The 14,243-nt window shown below is 72.8% G+C and carries 13 protein-coding genes and 1 pseudogene; 1 reads left to right on the top strand and 13 read right to left on the bottom strand.

Going from position 1 to position 14,243, the window contains the following annotated elements:
* Positions 1–114: 114 nt before the first annotated feature.
* The 11 genes and pseudogenes from ftsE to AC6CH9_RS20450 all read right to left on the bottom strand — a co-directional run.
* A pseudogene (gene ftsE, locus AC6CH9_RS20400) lies at positions 115–795 on the bottom strand (cell division ATP-binding protein FtsE); the annotation flags it as partial.
* A 162-nt stretch (positions 796–957) separates the two neighbouring features.
* Complete coding sequence (gene prfB, locus AC6CH9_RS20405; RefSeq protein ID WP_498156531.1) at positions 958–2,070, bottom strand: peptide chain release factor 2; 1,113 nt, start codon at positions 2,068–2,070, stop codon at positions 958–960.
* A 78-nt stretch (positions 2,071–2,148) separates the two neighbouring features.
* On the bottom strand, positions 2,149–3,288 hold the full coding sequence (locus AC6CH9_RS20410) for a hypothetical protein (RefSeq protein WP_498156532.1): 1,140 nt from the start codon (positions 3,286–3,288) through the stop codon (positions 2,149–2,151).
* Between the two features lie 133 nt (positions 3,289–3,421).
* The gene (locus AC6CH9_RS20415) at positions 3,422–4,036 is read right to left on the bottom strand and encodes a hypothetical protein (RefSeq protein ID WP_498156533.1); all 615 of its coding nucleotides are present in this window, start codon (positions 4,034–4,036) and stop codon (positions 3,422–3,424) included.
* 189 nt (positions 4,037–4,225) lie between these two features.
* Positions 4,226–4,651, bottom strand: coding sequence for a pilus assembly protein TadG-related protein (locus AC6CH9_RS20420; protein ID WP_498156534.1), 426 nt, complete (start codon positions 4,649–4,651; stop codon positions 4,226–4,228).
* Positions 4,652–4,716: 65 nt separating this feature from the next.
* On the bottom strand, positions 4,717–5,196 hold the full coding sequence (locus AC6CH9_RS20425; protein ID WP_498156535.1) for a pilus assembly protein: 480 nt from the start codon (positions 5,194–5,196) through the stop codon (positions 4,717–4,719).
* Positions 5,193–5,600: a TadE/TadG family type IV pilus assembly protein gene (locus AC6CH9_RS20430; RefSeq protein WP_498156536.1), complete on the bottom strand. Its 408-nt coding sequence runs from the start codon at positions 5,598–5,600 to the stop codon at positions 5,193–5,195. The genes AC6CH9_RS20425 and AC6CH9_RS20430 overlap by 4 nt, the downstream gene beginning before the upstream one ends.
* A 1-nt stretch (position 5,601) precedes the next feature.
* The gene (locus tag AC6CH9_RS20435; protein WP_498156556.1) at positions 5,602–5,817 is read right to left on the bottom strand and encodes a hypothetical protein; all 216 of its coding nucleotides are present in this window, start codon (positions 5,815–5,817) and stop codon (positions 5,602–5,604) included.
* Between the two features lie 96 nt (positions 5,818–5,913).
* Positions 5,914–6,855: a type II secretion system F family protein gene (locus tag AC6CH9_RS20440; RefSeq protein ID WP_498156537.1), complete on the bottom strand. Its 942-nt coding sequence runs from the start codon at positions 6,853–6,855 to the stop codon at positions 5,914–5,916.
* Complete coding sequence (locus AC6CH9_RS20445; protein ID WP_498156538.1) at positions 6,852–7,712, bottom strand: type II secretion system F family protein; 861 nt, start codon at positions 7,710–7,712, stop codon at positions 6,852–6,854. The genes AC6CH9_RS20440 and AC6CH9_RS20445 overlap by 4 nt, the downstream gene beginning before the upstream one ends.
* A 1-nt stretch (position 7,713) precedes the next feature.
* Positions 7,714–8,991: a TadA family conjugal transfer-associated ATPase gene (locus tag AC6CH9_RS20450; protein WP_498156557.1), complete on the bottom strand. Its 1,278-nt coding sequence runs from the start codon at positions 8,989–8,991 to the stop codon at positions 7,714–7,716.
* Between the two features lie 199 nt (positions 8,992–9,190).
* Here AC6CH9_RS20450 and AC6CH9_RS20455 point away from each other — a divergent pair, with 199 nt between their 5' ends.
* Positions 9,191–10,417, top strand: coding sequence for a pyridoxal phosphate-dependent aminotransferase (locus AC6CH9_RS20455; RefSeq protein ID WP_498156539.1), 1,227 nt, complete (start codon positions 9,191–9,193; stop codon positions 10,415–10,417).
* 64 nt (positions 10,418–10,481) lie between these two features.
* On the opposite strand, the gene AC6CH9_RS20460 is transcribed toward AC6CH9_RS20455, so the two are convergent.
* Complete coding sequence (locus AC6CH9_RS20460) at positions 10,482–11,843, bottom strand: LCP family protein (protein WP_498156540.1); 1,362 nt, start codon at positions 11,841–11,843, stop codon at positions 10,482–10,484.
* A gap of 90 nt (positions 11,844–11,933) precedes the next feature.
* Positions 11,934–14,198 carry an esterase-like activity of phytase family protein gene (locus tag AC6CH9_RS20465; RefSeq protein ID WP_498156541.1) on the bottom strand — a complete coding sequence of 755 codons (2,265 nt, stop codon included), beginning with the start codon at positions 14,196–14,198 and terminating at the stop codon, positions 11,934–11,936.
* Between the last annotated feature and the right edge of the window lie 45 nt (positions 14,199–14,243).

Here is a 14,243-nt window from a genome sequence, read left to right on the forward strand (position 1 = left end):
CGGCACGGTCGTCGTCGGCGCCGACTCCGGTGCGGTACCGCTCGTGACGCCCGTCGTGGTACCGGCCGCAGCATCCGGGGCGGCGCGGTCCGGGTCGGGGATGACCTGCCCCCGGGCCCCGTAGGCACCGTGCGGCTGGTCGCGCACGAGCGTGCCGGTGTCGAGCTCGATGACCCGGCGCCGCATCTGGTTGACGATCTCCTCGTCGTGCGTCGCCATGACGACGGTGGTCCCGGTGCGGTTGATGCGGTCGAGCAGGCGCATGATCCCGAGCGACGTGGTGGGGTCGAGGTTCCCGGTGGGCTCGTCGGCGAGCAGGATCGGCGGCCGGTTCACCATCGCACGCGCGATGGCGACGCGCTGCTGCTCGCCGCCGGAGAGCTCGTGGGGGCGCCGCTTCTCCTTGCCGGCGAGGCCCACCATCTCCAGCGTCTCGGGCACCGTGATCGCGATCGTGTGCCGCGGCTTGCCGATCACCTGGAGCGCGAACGCGACGTTCTCGAACACCGTCTTGTTCGGCAGGAGGCGGAAGTCCTGGAAGACGACCCCGATCTGGCGCCGCAGCTTGGGCACGTTCCAGCTCGACAGCGAGCCGAGGTCGCGGCCCGCGACGAAGACCTTTCCCTTGGTCGGGCGCTCCTCGCGCAGGACGAGGTGCAGGCACGTCGACTTGCCGGAGCCCGACGCGCCGACGAGGAAGACGAACTCGCCGCGGCGAACCTCCATCGACACGTCGTCGACGGCCGGCCTCGCGCCGCGCGCGTAGACCTTGGTGACGTTCTCGAAGCGGATCACAGCGGCACGTTCCTCGGGTCGGGGGTCGATCCGTGGACGAACGGGGTTCGTCGCACGATCCCGAGGGTAGGCACGCGTGTCCGGCCCGGCGGGGCGGACACGCCGCGCCCGGGCGCATCGACCCGTTGCTCGGATCAACCGCCCGGGTGGGCTCGCGCGGGGTCAGGCCTCCTGCTGCGCCCCACGGCGCCAGCGGATCCCGGCCTCGATGAAGTCATCGATGTCGCCGTCGAACACCGCCGACGGGTTGCCGACCTCGTGCTCGGTGCGCAGGTCCTTGACCATCTGGTACGGCTGGAGCACGTAGGAGCGCATCTGGTCGCCCCAGCTCGCCTTGATGTCGCCCGCGAGCTCCTTCTTCTTCGCGTTCTCCTCCTCCTGGCGCACGAGCAGCAGGCGGGACTGGAGGACGCGCAGCGCGGCGGCGCGGTTCTGGATCTGCGACTTCTCGTTCTGCATCGACACGACGATCCCGGTGGGGATGTGCGTCATGCGCACCGCGGAGTCCGTCGTGTTGACGGACTGCCCGCCCGGTCCCGAGGAGCGGAAGACGTCGACCTTGATCTCCGACTCCGGGATCTCGATCGAGTCCGTCTGCTCGATGAGCGGGATGACCTCGACGGCCGCGAACGACGTCTGGCGCCGGCCCTGGTTGTCGAACGGCGAGATGCGCACGAGGCGGTGCGTGCCCGCCTCGACCGAGAGGTGGCCGAACGCGTAGGGCGCCTTCACCTCGAACGTGGCCGACTTGAGCCCCGCCTCCTCGGCGTAGGACGTGTCGAGCACGGTGGTCGAGTAGCCGTGCCGCTCCGCCCAGCGCAGGTACATGCGCAGGAGCATCTCCGCGAAGTCGGCCGCGTCCACCCCACCCGCGCCCGCGCGGATCGTCACGACGGCCTCGCGGGCGTCGTACTCGCCGGCGAGGAGGGTGCGGACCTCGAGCTGGTCGAGGTCCTTGCGGATCGCCCCGACCTCGGTCTCCGCCTCGACGAGGGTGTCCTCGTCCTCCATCTCCTGGCCCATCTCGACCAGGGTCTCGACGTCGTCGATGCGCTGGCCGAGCTTCTTCACCCGGTCCAGCTCGGACTGCGCCGCGGACAGGGCCGACGTCACCTTCTGCGCAGCGTCCGGGTCGTCCCACAGGTCGGGGGCCGACGCCTTCTCCGAGAGGTCCACGATCTTCGCACGCAGCACCTCCGGGTCGCTCACGCTCTCGATGGACTCGAGCGTGCTGCGCAGCGCCTTGATCTCGGTCGGAAAGTCGATGGTGGCCACGAGGTTCAAGGTTACGCGACACCGCGCGCGCTCCGCGCCGTCGGGCGGGGAGGCCCGTGCCCGACGGCGCGGCGGCGGTCAGCCCTTCGGCTCGCGCTTCGCGGCGGGCGACCCCGTGCCCGACGGCGCGGGCTCGCCCCCGGCCGCCTGCTGGCGCCCCTCGTCGCGCGCCCTGGCGAGCATGGCCTCCAGGCGCTGGCGCCGGCGACGGCGGTCGTCGCGGACCCCGACGATCAGGACCACGACGATCGCGATCAGCAGGAGCTGCGGCCACGGGACGGCCCAGGTCGTCACGGTGACGGTGACCGGCTCGAGCGGGGCGTCGACCTGGTCGTCGTCCACCGTCGTCGGCGTCACCGTGATCGTCGAGCGGACCGGGCCGAGCGGCCACACGCTCGACGTCTCGACGCGAGAGCGCTGCGAGCCCCCGGGCAGGACCTCGGGGACGGCCGCGGCCGAGCGGTCGGTGGAGAACGCACCGAAGAAGCCGGTCGTCGCGACGTCACCCTCGGCGCCGAGACGCACGTTGCCGTCGTTCGCGACGTCATAGGAGACCGTCAGGTCGCCCGCCGCGAACGGGTTCCACGACGGCGCGTAGGACGCCTTCACGTTCTCGACGGCGAGGAGCGGCTGCACCTCTCCCGTGACCCGCGTCGAGACGCGGAAGCCGACGCGGCTCTCCACGCCGACGCTCGTCCCGCCCTCGCCCGCGTCGGTGCTCGTCATCGTTGCAGCGATGCCGGCGACGTGGTCCCCGGGTGTGGCGTTGTCCGGCACGGACACGGTGAACGGCACGACGACCGTCGCGTCGGGCGCCACCTCGACCGAGTCCTGGACCTCGATCCAGGTCCCGGCTCCCGTCGACTCCCGGTCGGACGGCAGCATGTTGAACCGGCCCTTGGGGTTGATGTACCCGTCAGCAGCCTGGATCGAGAAGGTCACGGGAACGTCGCTGAAGTTCGACACGGCGAGATGCTCGGACGCCGACGCCCCGGGGTCGAGCACCAGCTCGACGCGGGAGCGCCCGTCCGGGCCGTTCTCGTCGGCGGGCTTGACGCCCCAGGTGATGACGTCCTCGGTGTCGAGCGGCAGGACGCCGCCGGACGCCGCGCCCGCCGGCAGCGCGGGCGCGAGCGCCGCGACGAGCGCCGCTCCGGCCGCGGCGACCCAGCGGACCAGGCGACGCGGTCCATGGCTCAGGTGTGATGCAGGGTTCACGCAGGTGCTCTCTCCGTACGACGGCGGGCCGCCCACCCGATCCGACTCATGTCGGACGAGTGGAGCGGCCCGCCGTGGACTGCTCGGTCGACGGCCGACCGCGGCCGGCCGTCAGTTCTCGAGGACCGGGTGCTCAGTCCTCGAAGAGGGAGAGCGTGATCGTCGAGGAGTAGGCGCCCGCGGCGACGTCCTCGGCGGTGCGGAGCGTGAGGCCTGCGGACGCGGTCCACGAGCCCTCCGGGTTGACCTCTGCCGAGTCGTAGGCCGAGACGAGCAGGTCCTGCTCGACGAGGCCGACGCCACCCTCGAGCTCGGGGTCGACGCCCTCGCCCGCCTCGACGAGGCCGCTCTCGCTCTCGCTGACCAGCGACGGCGCCCAGCCGAGGTTCTCCGCCCCGATGGTGCCCGCGTCGCCCGTGAAGTCCTCAGCGACACCGACCACGTACCAGAACGCCCCGTCAGGGACCTCGGTGCGCGTGTCGGTGACCGTGACGTTGGGGAGGGCGCCCGTGAACTCACGGGTGCCAGCGACGGTCGAGTCCTGCTCGGTGAGCGTGGTCGCGTTCGAGGCGACCGAGAGGGCGAGGTTGCCCGGCTCGACGTTCGACTCGATCTCGACCGAGACGTCGACACCCTGGTCGTCGCCCACCTGGTCTGCGGAGGCAGCGGACGCGAGGGCGACCGTGCCGATGAGCATCGCACCGAGGGCACCCCCGGCGACGAGCTTCTTCGTTGCTCGTGCGTTCATGTTGTAGCTCTCCATCGTTGGAGTTGTTGTCGGACCGGATCACCATAGCGGCGAACCTGGGGTTTTGACAGGTCCCAACCAGAAGTGGCCATCCAAAGTTAAGAAAGTAAACAAAGGCGCGGGAGCATGCTCACGCGTCGTTGCGAACCGTCCCTTCCTGGATGCTCGTCGTCGAACAGCAACAGGTGCTCACCACGCTCTGGCACGTGACTCTGCACGCACGATGATGCCATCACTCCACGCCTGGGTCACCCAGCTGATCATCGCGGGTCGCGCCCGCGCGGACAGACTCACCGTCGCGGTGCGCCCGTCCGCGGTCGACGCCTCGGTCACGACGACGTCGTGCAAGCCGTCGAGCGCCCCAGGATTCCGCGCGAGGTAGTCCTGGACGTCCGATCGGATCGAGGAATCCGTGAGGGTCAGGACGCCGTTGTTGACCGGTGCGGTCGCTCCGCCCGTGTAGAACGACTCGGGCGCCATCGAGTCGGCTGCGGTGAGGGCGAGCGCGTCCGCGAGCGCGTACAGCCGCTTTCGCTCGAGGTGCACCTGCGTCGCGCTCACCACGACCGTGACCAGCAGCAGCGCGAACACGACGAAAGCCGTGGTGAGGAGCATGATCCGGCCTTCCTCCGACCCGCCCGACGGAACCCTTCGCCGCGACGCGGCGCGACTCGCGCGCGTCACGGCCGCCTCGCTGCGTACTCGTCGACGGACGCCACGTGCCGCGCCTCGACCGGGACCGCGAGAGGCACCGCCGCACGGACGAACGACGGGACGAGGGGCAGGGGCACCTCGAACTTCACCCGCGCGACCACCTCGGCACCGGGCTCGAGACAGGGCGTGGCGGAGCACGAGATCGTCAGCGCGTCGGCACCGGGCCGAAAGCCCTGGTCGTCGAGCGCGAGCCTGACGGCCGCCTCGGCGAGCCGCGCGCCGTCGTCCGCAGACGGCGCGGTGACGAACGCCCGAGCAGCCTCCCGCGAGGCGCCCTCGACCGCGAACGTGGCCGCCTGGAGCCGCCCGGCCGTCAGTACGAGGTACATCACCGGCAACAGCAGCACGAGCGCCACGCCCAGGAACTCCACGACCGCACTCCCCCGCTCCGGCCGCTCCCCGGCCCCGGTGAGCCGCGCGAGCAGCACCCGAGGCCGACGGATCACGGCGCCTCCTCGAGCGCGTGCCCGTCGACGGTCAGCACACCCGCGGGACCGAGAAGGCCCACCACGGGGAGCGGCGCCGCGACCGTGACCTCGACGACCGGGAGGCCGTCGACGACCGTCTGCCGCGCCACGACGTCCTGCGCGTACCGCTGCGAGAGCGCAGCCGTGATCAGCTCGCGCGTCCGGGCGGCCCCGTCCTGCGGGTCGCGGTCGGCGCGGCCGGCGACCCGAGCGCCCTCGGCGGCACAGTCCACCAGCGTCGCCCGCACGTGGACCGCGAGCGCCACCTGGACGACGCCGAGGAACAGCGCGAGCACCAGGACGGAGACGAGGGCGAAGTCGACGACCGCTGATCCGCGCTCGGGAGCGTCGGACGTCGTGCCGGGAGCATCACCGTGCGCCACCTCAGGGCGCGCCCACGCTCGAGATCGCGTTGCTGAAGGCCTGAGTCAGCGCCGGCCCGGCGACCGCCCACAACGCGATGACGAGGCCGGCCGTCATCAAGGTGATGAGCACCCAGCCCGGGACGTCGCCCCGTTCCGTGTCTCCGCTCAACAGGCGTCCGAGCGTCTCGCGCCCTGTTCGCCGTGCACCGTGCGTCCTGCGACCCCACCCCTGCATGGTTCCCCCTGTTCGTCCGTCATCGGTTTCGTCTGTCATCGGTCGTATCGTTCTCGAGCTGTGCGGGTGCCGAGCGCACCCCGGGGAGCCCCCCGCTCAGAATCCGAGCCGCAGTGTGGCAAGGGACGGATACACGGCGAAGACCACTGTCACGGGGAGGATGAGGAAGACGACCGGGATCATCATCGCCACCTCCTTCTTGCCACCCGCCTCCATCAGCGCGCGTCGCCCGGACTCGCGCACGTCCTGCGCCTGGGCGCGCAGCACATCGGCGAGCGGCGTGCCGCGCTCCACGGCGACCGCGACCCCCTCCGCGAAACGGGTGAGGCTCGGCAGACTCGTACGGTCCGCGAGCTGCTCGAGCGCCCGCGCGAGCGACGTTCCGGCGCGCACCGACGCCAGGGTCGCGCGCAGCTCGCCTGAGAGCTCCCCGCGGGCCGCCGTCGCGACCCGCTCGAGCGCCGCGACCGGGCCTTCGCCGGCGTTCACCGCGAGGGCGAGCAGCTCGGCGACGGTCGGGAACTCCGCGAGCATGCGTTGCTCCCGGCGGCGCACCGCGCGGGTCAGGGCGTGGTCGCAGGCGAGAATTCCTCCCGCGCCGCACAGCAGCGCGAGGAGCACGAGCAGCACGACGGACGAGCCCCGCGTCGCGGCGAGGACGATCGCGAACGACGTGCCCAGAGCGAGCCCGACGACGCCCCACACGAGCTGGCGCGCACGGAACTGCTCGACGCTCTGGCGACGACCCGCGCGATCGATCCGCCGTCGGACGTCGGCGGACGTGGAGCCGAGCCGCTCGAGCGCCCGGCCGGCATCGACGAGCACCGGCGCCACCAGGCGCTCGACTGTGGGGAACGGCGTCCAGGTCGGCTGGTCGCGGAGGAGCACCGACGTCCTGTCGTGGGTCCGCAGGTAGGGCGCGAGGCGCTCGTCGAGCCGGATCGCACGACCGCGGACCCCGGCCGCGACGAGCAGCACCCCCACCCCGCCGAGCGCACCGATCGCGGCCCCGGTCAACGAGACGTCGAGCGCGTTCATCGGAGCACCCTCTCGTCCTCGGGCAGGCGCCCGATCCGCAGCATGAGCTGGTACGCCGCCGCGGAGCAGGCGGCGCCGACCGCGAGGACGAGCGCCCCCGGGAGCGAGTTGTAGGCCGCTGCCGTCTCGGGCCGCGTCGCCAGGAATCCGAGCACCACCCAGGGGCCCGCGACGGCGAGCCGCGCGCCGTTCACCGTCCAGGACTGGCGCGCCTCGAGCTCGCCGCGAGTCCGTGCGTCCTCCCGCAGGAACGCCGAGAGGGTGCGCAGGAGCCGCCCCAGGTCCGTCCCGCCCACCTCGCGCGTCAGACGCAGCGACTCCACGATGCGGTCGGCCACCGGGTCCGCGAGCCGTTCCTTGAGCCGGTCCAGGCAGTCCCCGAAGCGCCCCGACGCGCGGTAGTCCACGGCGAACCGGGCGAACGGCTCGCGCAGCTCCGTCGGGCCACGCTCGCCCAGCTGGCCGACCGCCTCCGGCAGAGACAGGCCCGCACGGACACCGGACGCGAGGTGGTCCAGCACCTCGGGCCACACGTCGCGCAGCCGCGCCCTCCGGCGTCGGGCACGGGAGCGCACCAGGAGCACCGGCAGCGACGCGGCGATCGCGCCGAAGCACGCGGCGATCGTGACCGACCCCGCGAGGACCGTCGCGACGAGGAGGACCACGAGCCCCACGCCCGCGCTCGTCGCCACCAGGGCGCCGGGCGTCACGGAGGGCGCACCTGCCTGCACGAGGAGGTCCTGGGTGCGGGCAGCCCAGCCGTCCGTGCGGCGCTCCCGGGGCGGTCCCGGCGTCCAGAACGACCACCAGACGCAGAACATGCCTGCACCGAGCAGGAACCCTACGACGACGCCCACGTCAGCTCGTCCCCGACCATGCCGAGGCGTCCGCGACGATCGCCCGCTCGGGGTGCAGCACGGCCGCCAGGTCGATCCCGGCGCGCGCGAACCGGTCCGCCCCGGGCGGGAACCCGTCGGCCCGCACCAGGCGATCCCCGGCCCGGACGAAGATCTCGGCCGCCTCCACCACGCCCTGCTCGACCCGGCCCGTGACCCCCAGGACCTCGCGCACCACCCTCCGCCCGTCGACGTCGACGCCGAGGTGGACGACGAGGTCGATCGCGGACGCGACGGTCGGTACCACGAAGCGGTCGGAGACGTTCTCGCCCGCGAGCAGCGGCAGCGTGCACATCTTGGTGATCGCCTCGCGTGCCGAGTTCGCGTGCAACGTGCACATCCCGGGCACTCCGGCGTTCAACGCGACGAGGAGGTCGAAGCTCTCCGCCTCGCGGACCTCCCCGATGACGATCCGGTCCGGGCGCATGCGCAGCGCCTCCTTGACGAGGCGTCGCAGCGGGATCTCGCCGGTCCCCTCGAGGCTCGGCTGGCGGCACTGCATGGACACGACGTCCCGCACGGCGAACCGGAGCTCGAACACCTCCTCGCAGGTGATGACGCGCTGCGCGGGCGGGACCGACCCCGCGAGGGCGTTGAGCATCGTCGTCTTGCCCGCCTGCGTGGCACCCGCGACGAGGATGTTCAGCCCGGCACGGACCGAGGCGTCGAGGAGCGCCGCCGCCTGCGAGGTGAGCGACCCGAGCCGGACGAGGTCGTCGAGGTGCGACGCACGGACGACGTGCTTGCGGATGTTGACCGCCCACGCGGTGCGCGTGACGTCCGGGATCACGACGTGGAGCCGCTCGCCCCCGGGCAACGAGGCGTCGACGAACGGGCTGGACAGGTCCAACCGACGGCCGGACGAACGCAGCATCTGCTCGACGAGGTCGCGCACCTGCTCTGCGGTGAGGATCGTCGTCGTGAGCTCCGACCGGCCACCTCGCGCGACGAACACCTGTGAGGGCGCGTTGATCCAGATCTCCTCGATCTCCGGGTCGTCGAGGTACGGCTGGAGCGGTCCCAGGCCGGCCACGGAGTCGACCACCGCACGACCGGCGGCCGTCGGGTCGGCGAGCGGCGTGACGGCGCCGAGCGCGCTCCGTGTCTCGTAGTCGGCGACGGCCTCGCGGACGAGCTCGTCGACCGCCGCCCGGTCCCGCACGGGATCCACCCCGCGCCGGCGCACGAGCTCGCGCACCTCGCCCTCGAGCACGCCGACGGCGTGCGTGTCCGTAGACATGTCGAGCATTCCCCCTGCTCTGCTGGCCGGCTGCCCCGCCGGACCGAAAGTACTGACCGAGAGAGTAGGGCATCCGCGCGTCTCGCGGCGGCGCCCTGTGGACACCGCCGGCGGGAGCCTCGGGATCACGGCGCGCACGCGCCGGGAACCCGCCCGCGGCGTCCCACATCGTGGGCGCGGGCGCGGCTAGGGTCGGGTCATGACCGACCTCCCGCCCGGCCGCTGGCAGGCCGCCGCCCGCGCCACCGGCCTCCTCGGAGCGGACGGCGCGGTGGCGGCGACGGTCTTCGCCGAGATGACCGCCCTCGCGCACCGCACGGGCGCGATCAACCTGGGGCAGGGCTTCCCGGACGTCGACGGCCCGGCGACGGTCAAGCACGCGGCGGTCCGCGCGATCGAGGAGGGCCACAACCAGTACCCGCCGGGTCCGGGCATCCTCGAGCTGCGCAACGCCGTCGCGAGCCACCAGTTCCGGCACTACGGGCTGGACCCCGACCCGGAGACCGAGGTCCTCGTGACGACGGGCGCGACGGAGGCGCTCGCCGCGACGATCCTCGCGCTCGCCGGTCCGGGGGACGACGTCGTCACGCTCGAGCCGTTCTACGACTCCCACGCCGCGTGCATCGCGCTCGCGGGGGCGAACCACGTCACCGTCCCCCTCGTGCCCGGCCCGGACCGCTTCCGCCTCGACCTCGACGCCCTGCGCGCGGCCGTCACCGACCGCACGCGCCTCATCGTCGTGAACTCGCCCCACAACCCGACGGGCACGGTGCTCGACCTCGACGAGCTCGACGCGATCGCGGCCGTCGCGCGCCGCCACGACGTGGTCGTCGTCACGGACGAGGTCTACGAGCACCTGACGTTCGACGACGCCCGGCACGTGCCGATCGCGACCCTCCCCGGGATGCGGCAGCGTACGATCACGATCTCCTCGGCCGGCAAGACGTTCTCGTTCACCGGCTGGAAGATCGGCTGGCTGCACGGGCCGGAACCGCTCGTCACCGCCGTCCGGACGGTCAAGCAGTTCCTCACCTACACGTCGGGCGCGCCGTTCCAGCCCGCGATCGCAGACGCGCTGTCCGACGACGAGACCCCGCGCGCGCTGGCGGACTCGCTCGCCGCGCGCCGGGACCTGCTGTGCGAGGGTCTGGTCCGGGCCGGGTTCGACGTCGTCGTGCCGCAGGGCACGTACTTCGTCATCGCCGACGGCGCCTCGCTCGGCTTCGAGGACGGCACCGCCCTGTGCCGCGAGCTGCCCGCCCTCGTGGGCGTCGTCGCCGTCCCCGTGAGCGCGTTCTGCACCCCGGGGTCGACGACGGCCCGCGCTCTCGCCTCGCGCGTGCGCTTCACGTTCGTCAAGCGTGAGGACGTGCTGCACGAGGCGGTGGACCGCCTGGCCCGTCTCGGCGCGACACCACGCCCCTGAAGGCGAACCTCTGCGGCCTCGTCGCCGTGGTCGACACGGCGTCCGGGCCGGCGAGGCGCGTCGACTAGGGGCACACCCCGGGCTGCAGCTCCTCCTCGACCGGTGCCTCGGGCGTCGTTCCCGGGTCGGTCGTCCCGGGATCCGTCGTCCCGGGGTCGGTCGTCCCCGGATCGGTCGTCCCCGGGTCGGCCCCGGTCGCCGGGTCGGTCGTGCCGGCCGGGGGCGCCGTCGCGTCCTCGCGCGGGTCGACGGGCTCGTGCCCGGGCGCGGGCGCGTCGTCGATGAGCCGCTGCCAGATAGCGTCGGCCTCCGACGTCCACTCGACGCGGTTGCGGTCGCTCGCCGCCTCGACGACGGGCACCTGGGTGAAGACGACCTCGGAGGGCTTGATGGCCCGGAGGCTGAACGCGAGTCCCGCGAGCGCCGTCGGATCCGCGATGGTGGGGTCCGCGCTGATCGAGCTGAGGACGGCCTCGATGACCCCGTAGAGCTGGGGCGAGTTGGTGATGACGTTCTGAGAGAGCAGCTCGCGCACGGCCGAGTCGATGAACGCCTGCTGGCGGGCGATGCGAGTGAGGTCGGACCCCATCTCGAGGCCCATGCCCGTGCCGTGGCGCGCCCGCAGAAAGCTGATCGCCTCGTGCCCGTTGAGCGTGTACTCCCCCGCGGGCAGGTCGAGGGTGCCGTACCGCGGGCTCTCCTTGACCGGCTCGGGGAAGCACATGGTCACGCCGTGGATCGCGTCGACGACGCCGATGACCCCGGTCATCTTGACGACGACGTGGTTGGTGATCGGCACGCCCGTGAGGTCCTGCACCGCCGTGATGGTGCAGGCGGCGGCATACGTCATGTCGTCGACCCCGCCCGACCCGATCTGGAACGCCTCGTTGAACATCGTGTTGCGCCGCGGGGAGGACATCGACCCGTCGGGGAGGTTGCACGCCGGGAGGTCGACGAGCGAGTCGCGCGGGATGGAGACGACCTCCATGCGCGTGCGGTCGCCGGACACGTGCACGATGAACGTGGTGTCCGACCGCATGCCCTCCTCCTCGCCGGCGATCGCGGCGTTCTCCGCGTCTCGGTAGTCGGTGCCCATGACGAGGATGTTGAGCGACTTGCCGGCGAACGGGTCGGACGGGTCCTTCGGCGGCTCGACCGTCGGGCCGCCGACGACGAGGTCCGACACGTCGCTCACGGTGATCTTCGACTTGAGGTCGAGGTACACGGCTCCGGCGCCCACCGCGACGAAGACGAGGGCCCCTGTGAGGACGAGTCCGACGGCCCGCGCGACGCGGTGCGAGCGCAGCGCACGCGCGTGGTGCGGGCCGCCGGAGGGCTTGTCCTCCCCGCCCTTCCGGGAGTGCGTCGTCTGCGGCGCTCGGGGCCGCGAGCGCGGGGACGACGAGGCGGGGGCGGTCGTTGGCACGGTCTGAGGGTAAAGGGTGCGGCGTGGATGCGTGCGCCGAACCAGCAGGAGGACGTGTGAAAGGGCGGCGAAGGACGGACCTGCGGGGGGTCAGCGGCCGCGCACGGCGGCGACGCCGAGGTCGGGCTGGTCGGTGAAGAACCCGTCCATGCCCGCGTCGAGGAACACGCGGATCTCACCGGCGAGGTCGCCGTACGCGGCCGGGTCGGCACTCGAGCGGTGCTCCGCGGGCAGGAACTGGTTCTCCGCGCGGAAGGTCCACCCGTGGACCTCGAGCCCGGCGCGGTGCGCGTCGCGGATGACGGGGGTCGGCGTGGCGAGCGTCCCGTCGGCGCGGCGCGGGATCATGACGTTCTTCTCGAGCCCGACGCCGTCGGCGTACCGCGCGACCTCCCGCAGGCCGGTGCGCGTGACCAGGTCGGCGTACGTGCGCGGGTCACCCGCGGCGACGAGGTCGTAGGGGGCGCCGGAGCTGCTGACGAGCTGCGCCAGGTCGACCTTCGTGAGGCGGTCGAGCTCGCGCAGGTTCCCCGTCTCGAACGACTGGACGACGACGGGCGCCGTGCGCGAGTCGAGCCCGGACTCGCGCAGCGCGCCGACGAGCGGCTCCTCGAGCGACAGCCCGACGGAGTCGAAGTAGGTCGGGTGCTTGGTCTCGGGGTACACCCCGACCTGCTTGCCGTCGCACGTCTCGGAGTGCCGGGCGAGGTCGAGGACCTCGGCGAGGGTCGGGACCGGGTAGAGGCCGTCGAACGCCGCGTTCTGCGGGCGGACGGCAGGGATCCGCTCCTTCGCGCGCAGGGTGCGCAGCTCGGCGAGCGTGAAGTCCTCCGTGAACCACCCGGTGACGGCGGTGCCGTCGATCGTCTTCGTCGTGCGGCGGTCGGCGAACTCGGGGTGCTGCGCGACGTTCGTCGTGCCCCCGATCTCGTTCTCGTGCCGGGCGACGAGCACGCCGTCCTTCGTGGCGACGACGTCGGGCTCGATGAAGTCGGCGCACTGGAGGATCGCCTGCTCGTACGCGGCGAGGGTGTGCTCGGGGCGGTAGCCGCTCGCGCCGCGGTGCCCGGCGACGGTCACGTCGTCGGTCGCGACGCGCTCGCGACGCAGGTCGACGAGGACCATCTCGGTGTCGTCGGGGGTGCCGGGCACGCGCGCGTCGTTCCCGGGGTAGTTGTTGTCGTTCGCGAGCAGCAGGCGGCCGTCGCGGAGCTGGACGACGGTCTCGAACGACTGCACGGGCAGCGAGAACGGGTCGCCGGTGCCGTAGCCGTCGCCCGCGCCGAGGCCGTGCGGGTTGGCGATCTTCAGCGCGTCGAGCACGAGCTCCTTGGCGAGCCGGCCGGACCGGTCGGCCTCGCCGAGGTCGACGCGGTAGACCCGCTTGATCACGGACTGCTCACCGTCGAAGTCGTCGCGCTCGACGAGCAGGAGCTCGTCGCCGCGGACCAGGAACGCGTCGCCCACGACGTTGGCGTCGGTGTCCACGCGGTAGGTCCAGGTGCGGTCGGTGTACCGGCCCGTGCGCGTGTCGAGCTGGCGCACGACGCGGTCGCGCGGGTCGTCGCCGACGAGAGCGCCCTCGAGCACCGGGTACAGGTAGCGGCCGTCGCGCGACCCCGCGAGCGCCTCGAACCCGCGGCTCGACCCGACGCGCGGCGTCTCGCCCGGCGCGAGGTAGGGGTTGGCGGGCGACTTCCCGTCGGGGAACGGCACGGGCGGGGCCAGGAGCGCGCCCGTCGCGTCGACGTGCAGCAGGAAGGGCCCGAACTCCTCCCCGATCCAGAAGGTGCCGTCCTTCGCGCGCACGACGGACTCGATGTCGAAGTCGGCCCCGGTGAGAAGCCGCTCGTCGGTGTCCTCGTGGACGATCGGGAAGTCGACGTGGTGGTCCGGGTCGCGCAGCGAGAGGTGCTCGCCGACCTCGATCTCGCCGGCGCCGCCGCGCGCCGTCTCCCAGTGGGGCGTGACGCGGTAGAGGCGCAGGAGGAAGTCGGCCGAGTTGCCCTTCGCGCCGAACCCGTTGTCCGGCTGGGCCCAGAACGTCCCGTCGCCGTTGTCGATCATGGCCGAGAAACCCGGGATCACCTGGCCGTCGAACGGCCCCTGACGGCCGTTGGCGGGGGTCGCGAGCGCACCGGACGGCGGCCCGTCCTCCAGGTGGTCGGCGGACAGCGTCGCGCGGGCGACGAGCGTGGGGACGACGGCGGTCGTGCGGCCGGGTCCGGCCCCCTCGCCCGGGCGGGCGGCGAGGGCGCCCGGTGCGGCGGCGAGCGCCGTCGCGGAGGGCGTGAGCGCGACGGCGACGGCGGCGGTGAGCGCGGCGGCGACCTTGAGCACGGCTGTGGGTCTCATGGGAGCCAGCCAAGCGCCGCCCGGCGACGCGGGGGTTGCGGACGG

The sequence above is a fragment of the Cellulosimicrobium sp. GQ32 genome, from assembly GCF_059758455.1.

What these genes read in the sequence shown, in the direction of transcription:
- AC6CH9_RS20415 (WP_498156533.1), bottom strand. Translation starts at nt 4,036, where the DNA reads ATGAACGCACGAGCAACGAAGAAGCTCGTCGCCGGGGGTGCCCTCGGT.
- AC6CH9_RS20420 (WP_498156534.1), bottom strand. Translation starts at nt 4,651, where the DNA reads ATGCTCCTCACCACGGCTTTCGTCGTGTTCGCGCTGCTGCTGGTCACG.
- AC6CH9_RS20435 (WP_498156556.1), bottom strand. Translation starts at nt 5,817, where the DNA reads ATGCAGGGGTGGGGTCGCAGGACGCACGGTGCACGGCGAACAGGGCGC.
- AC6CH9_RS20440 (WP_498156537.1), bottom strand. Translation starts at nt 6,855, where the DNA reads ATGAACGCGCTCGACGTCTCGTTGACCGGGGCCGCGATCGGTGCGCTC.
- AC6CH9_RS20450 (WP_498156557.1), bottom strand. Translation starts at nt 8,991, where the DNA reads ATGTCTACGGACACGCACGCCGTCGGCGTGCTCGAGGGCGAGGTGCGC.
- AC6CH9_RS20455 (WP_498156539.1), top strand. Translation starts at nt 9,191, where the DNA reads ATGACCGACCTCCCGCCCGGCCGCTGGCAGGCCGCCGCCCGCGCCACC.
- AC6CH9_RS20465 (WP_498156541.1), bottom strand. Translation starts at nt 14,198, where the DNA reads ATGAGACCCACAGCCGTGCTCAAGGTCGCCGCCGCGCTCACCGCCGCC.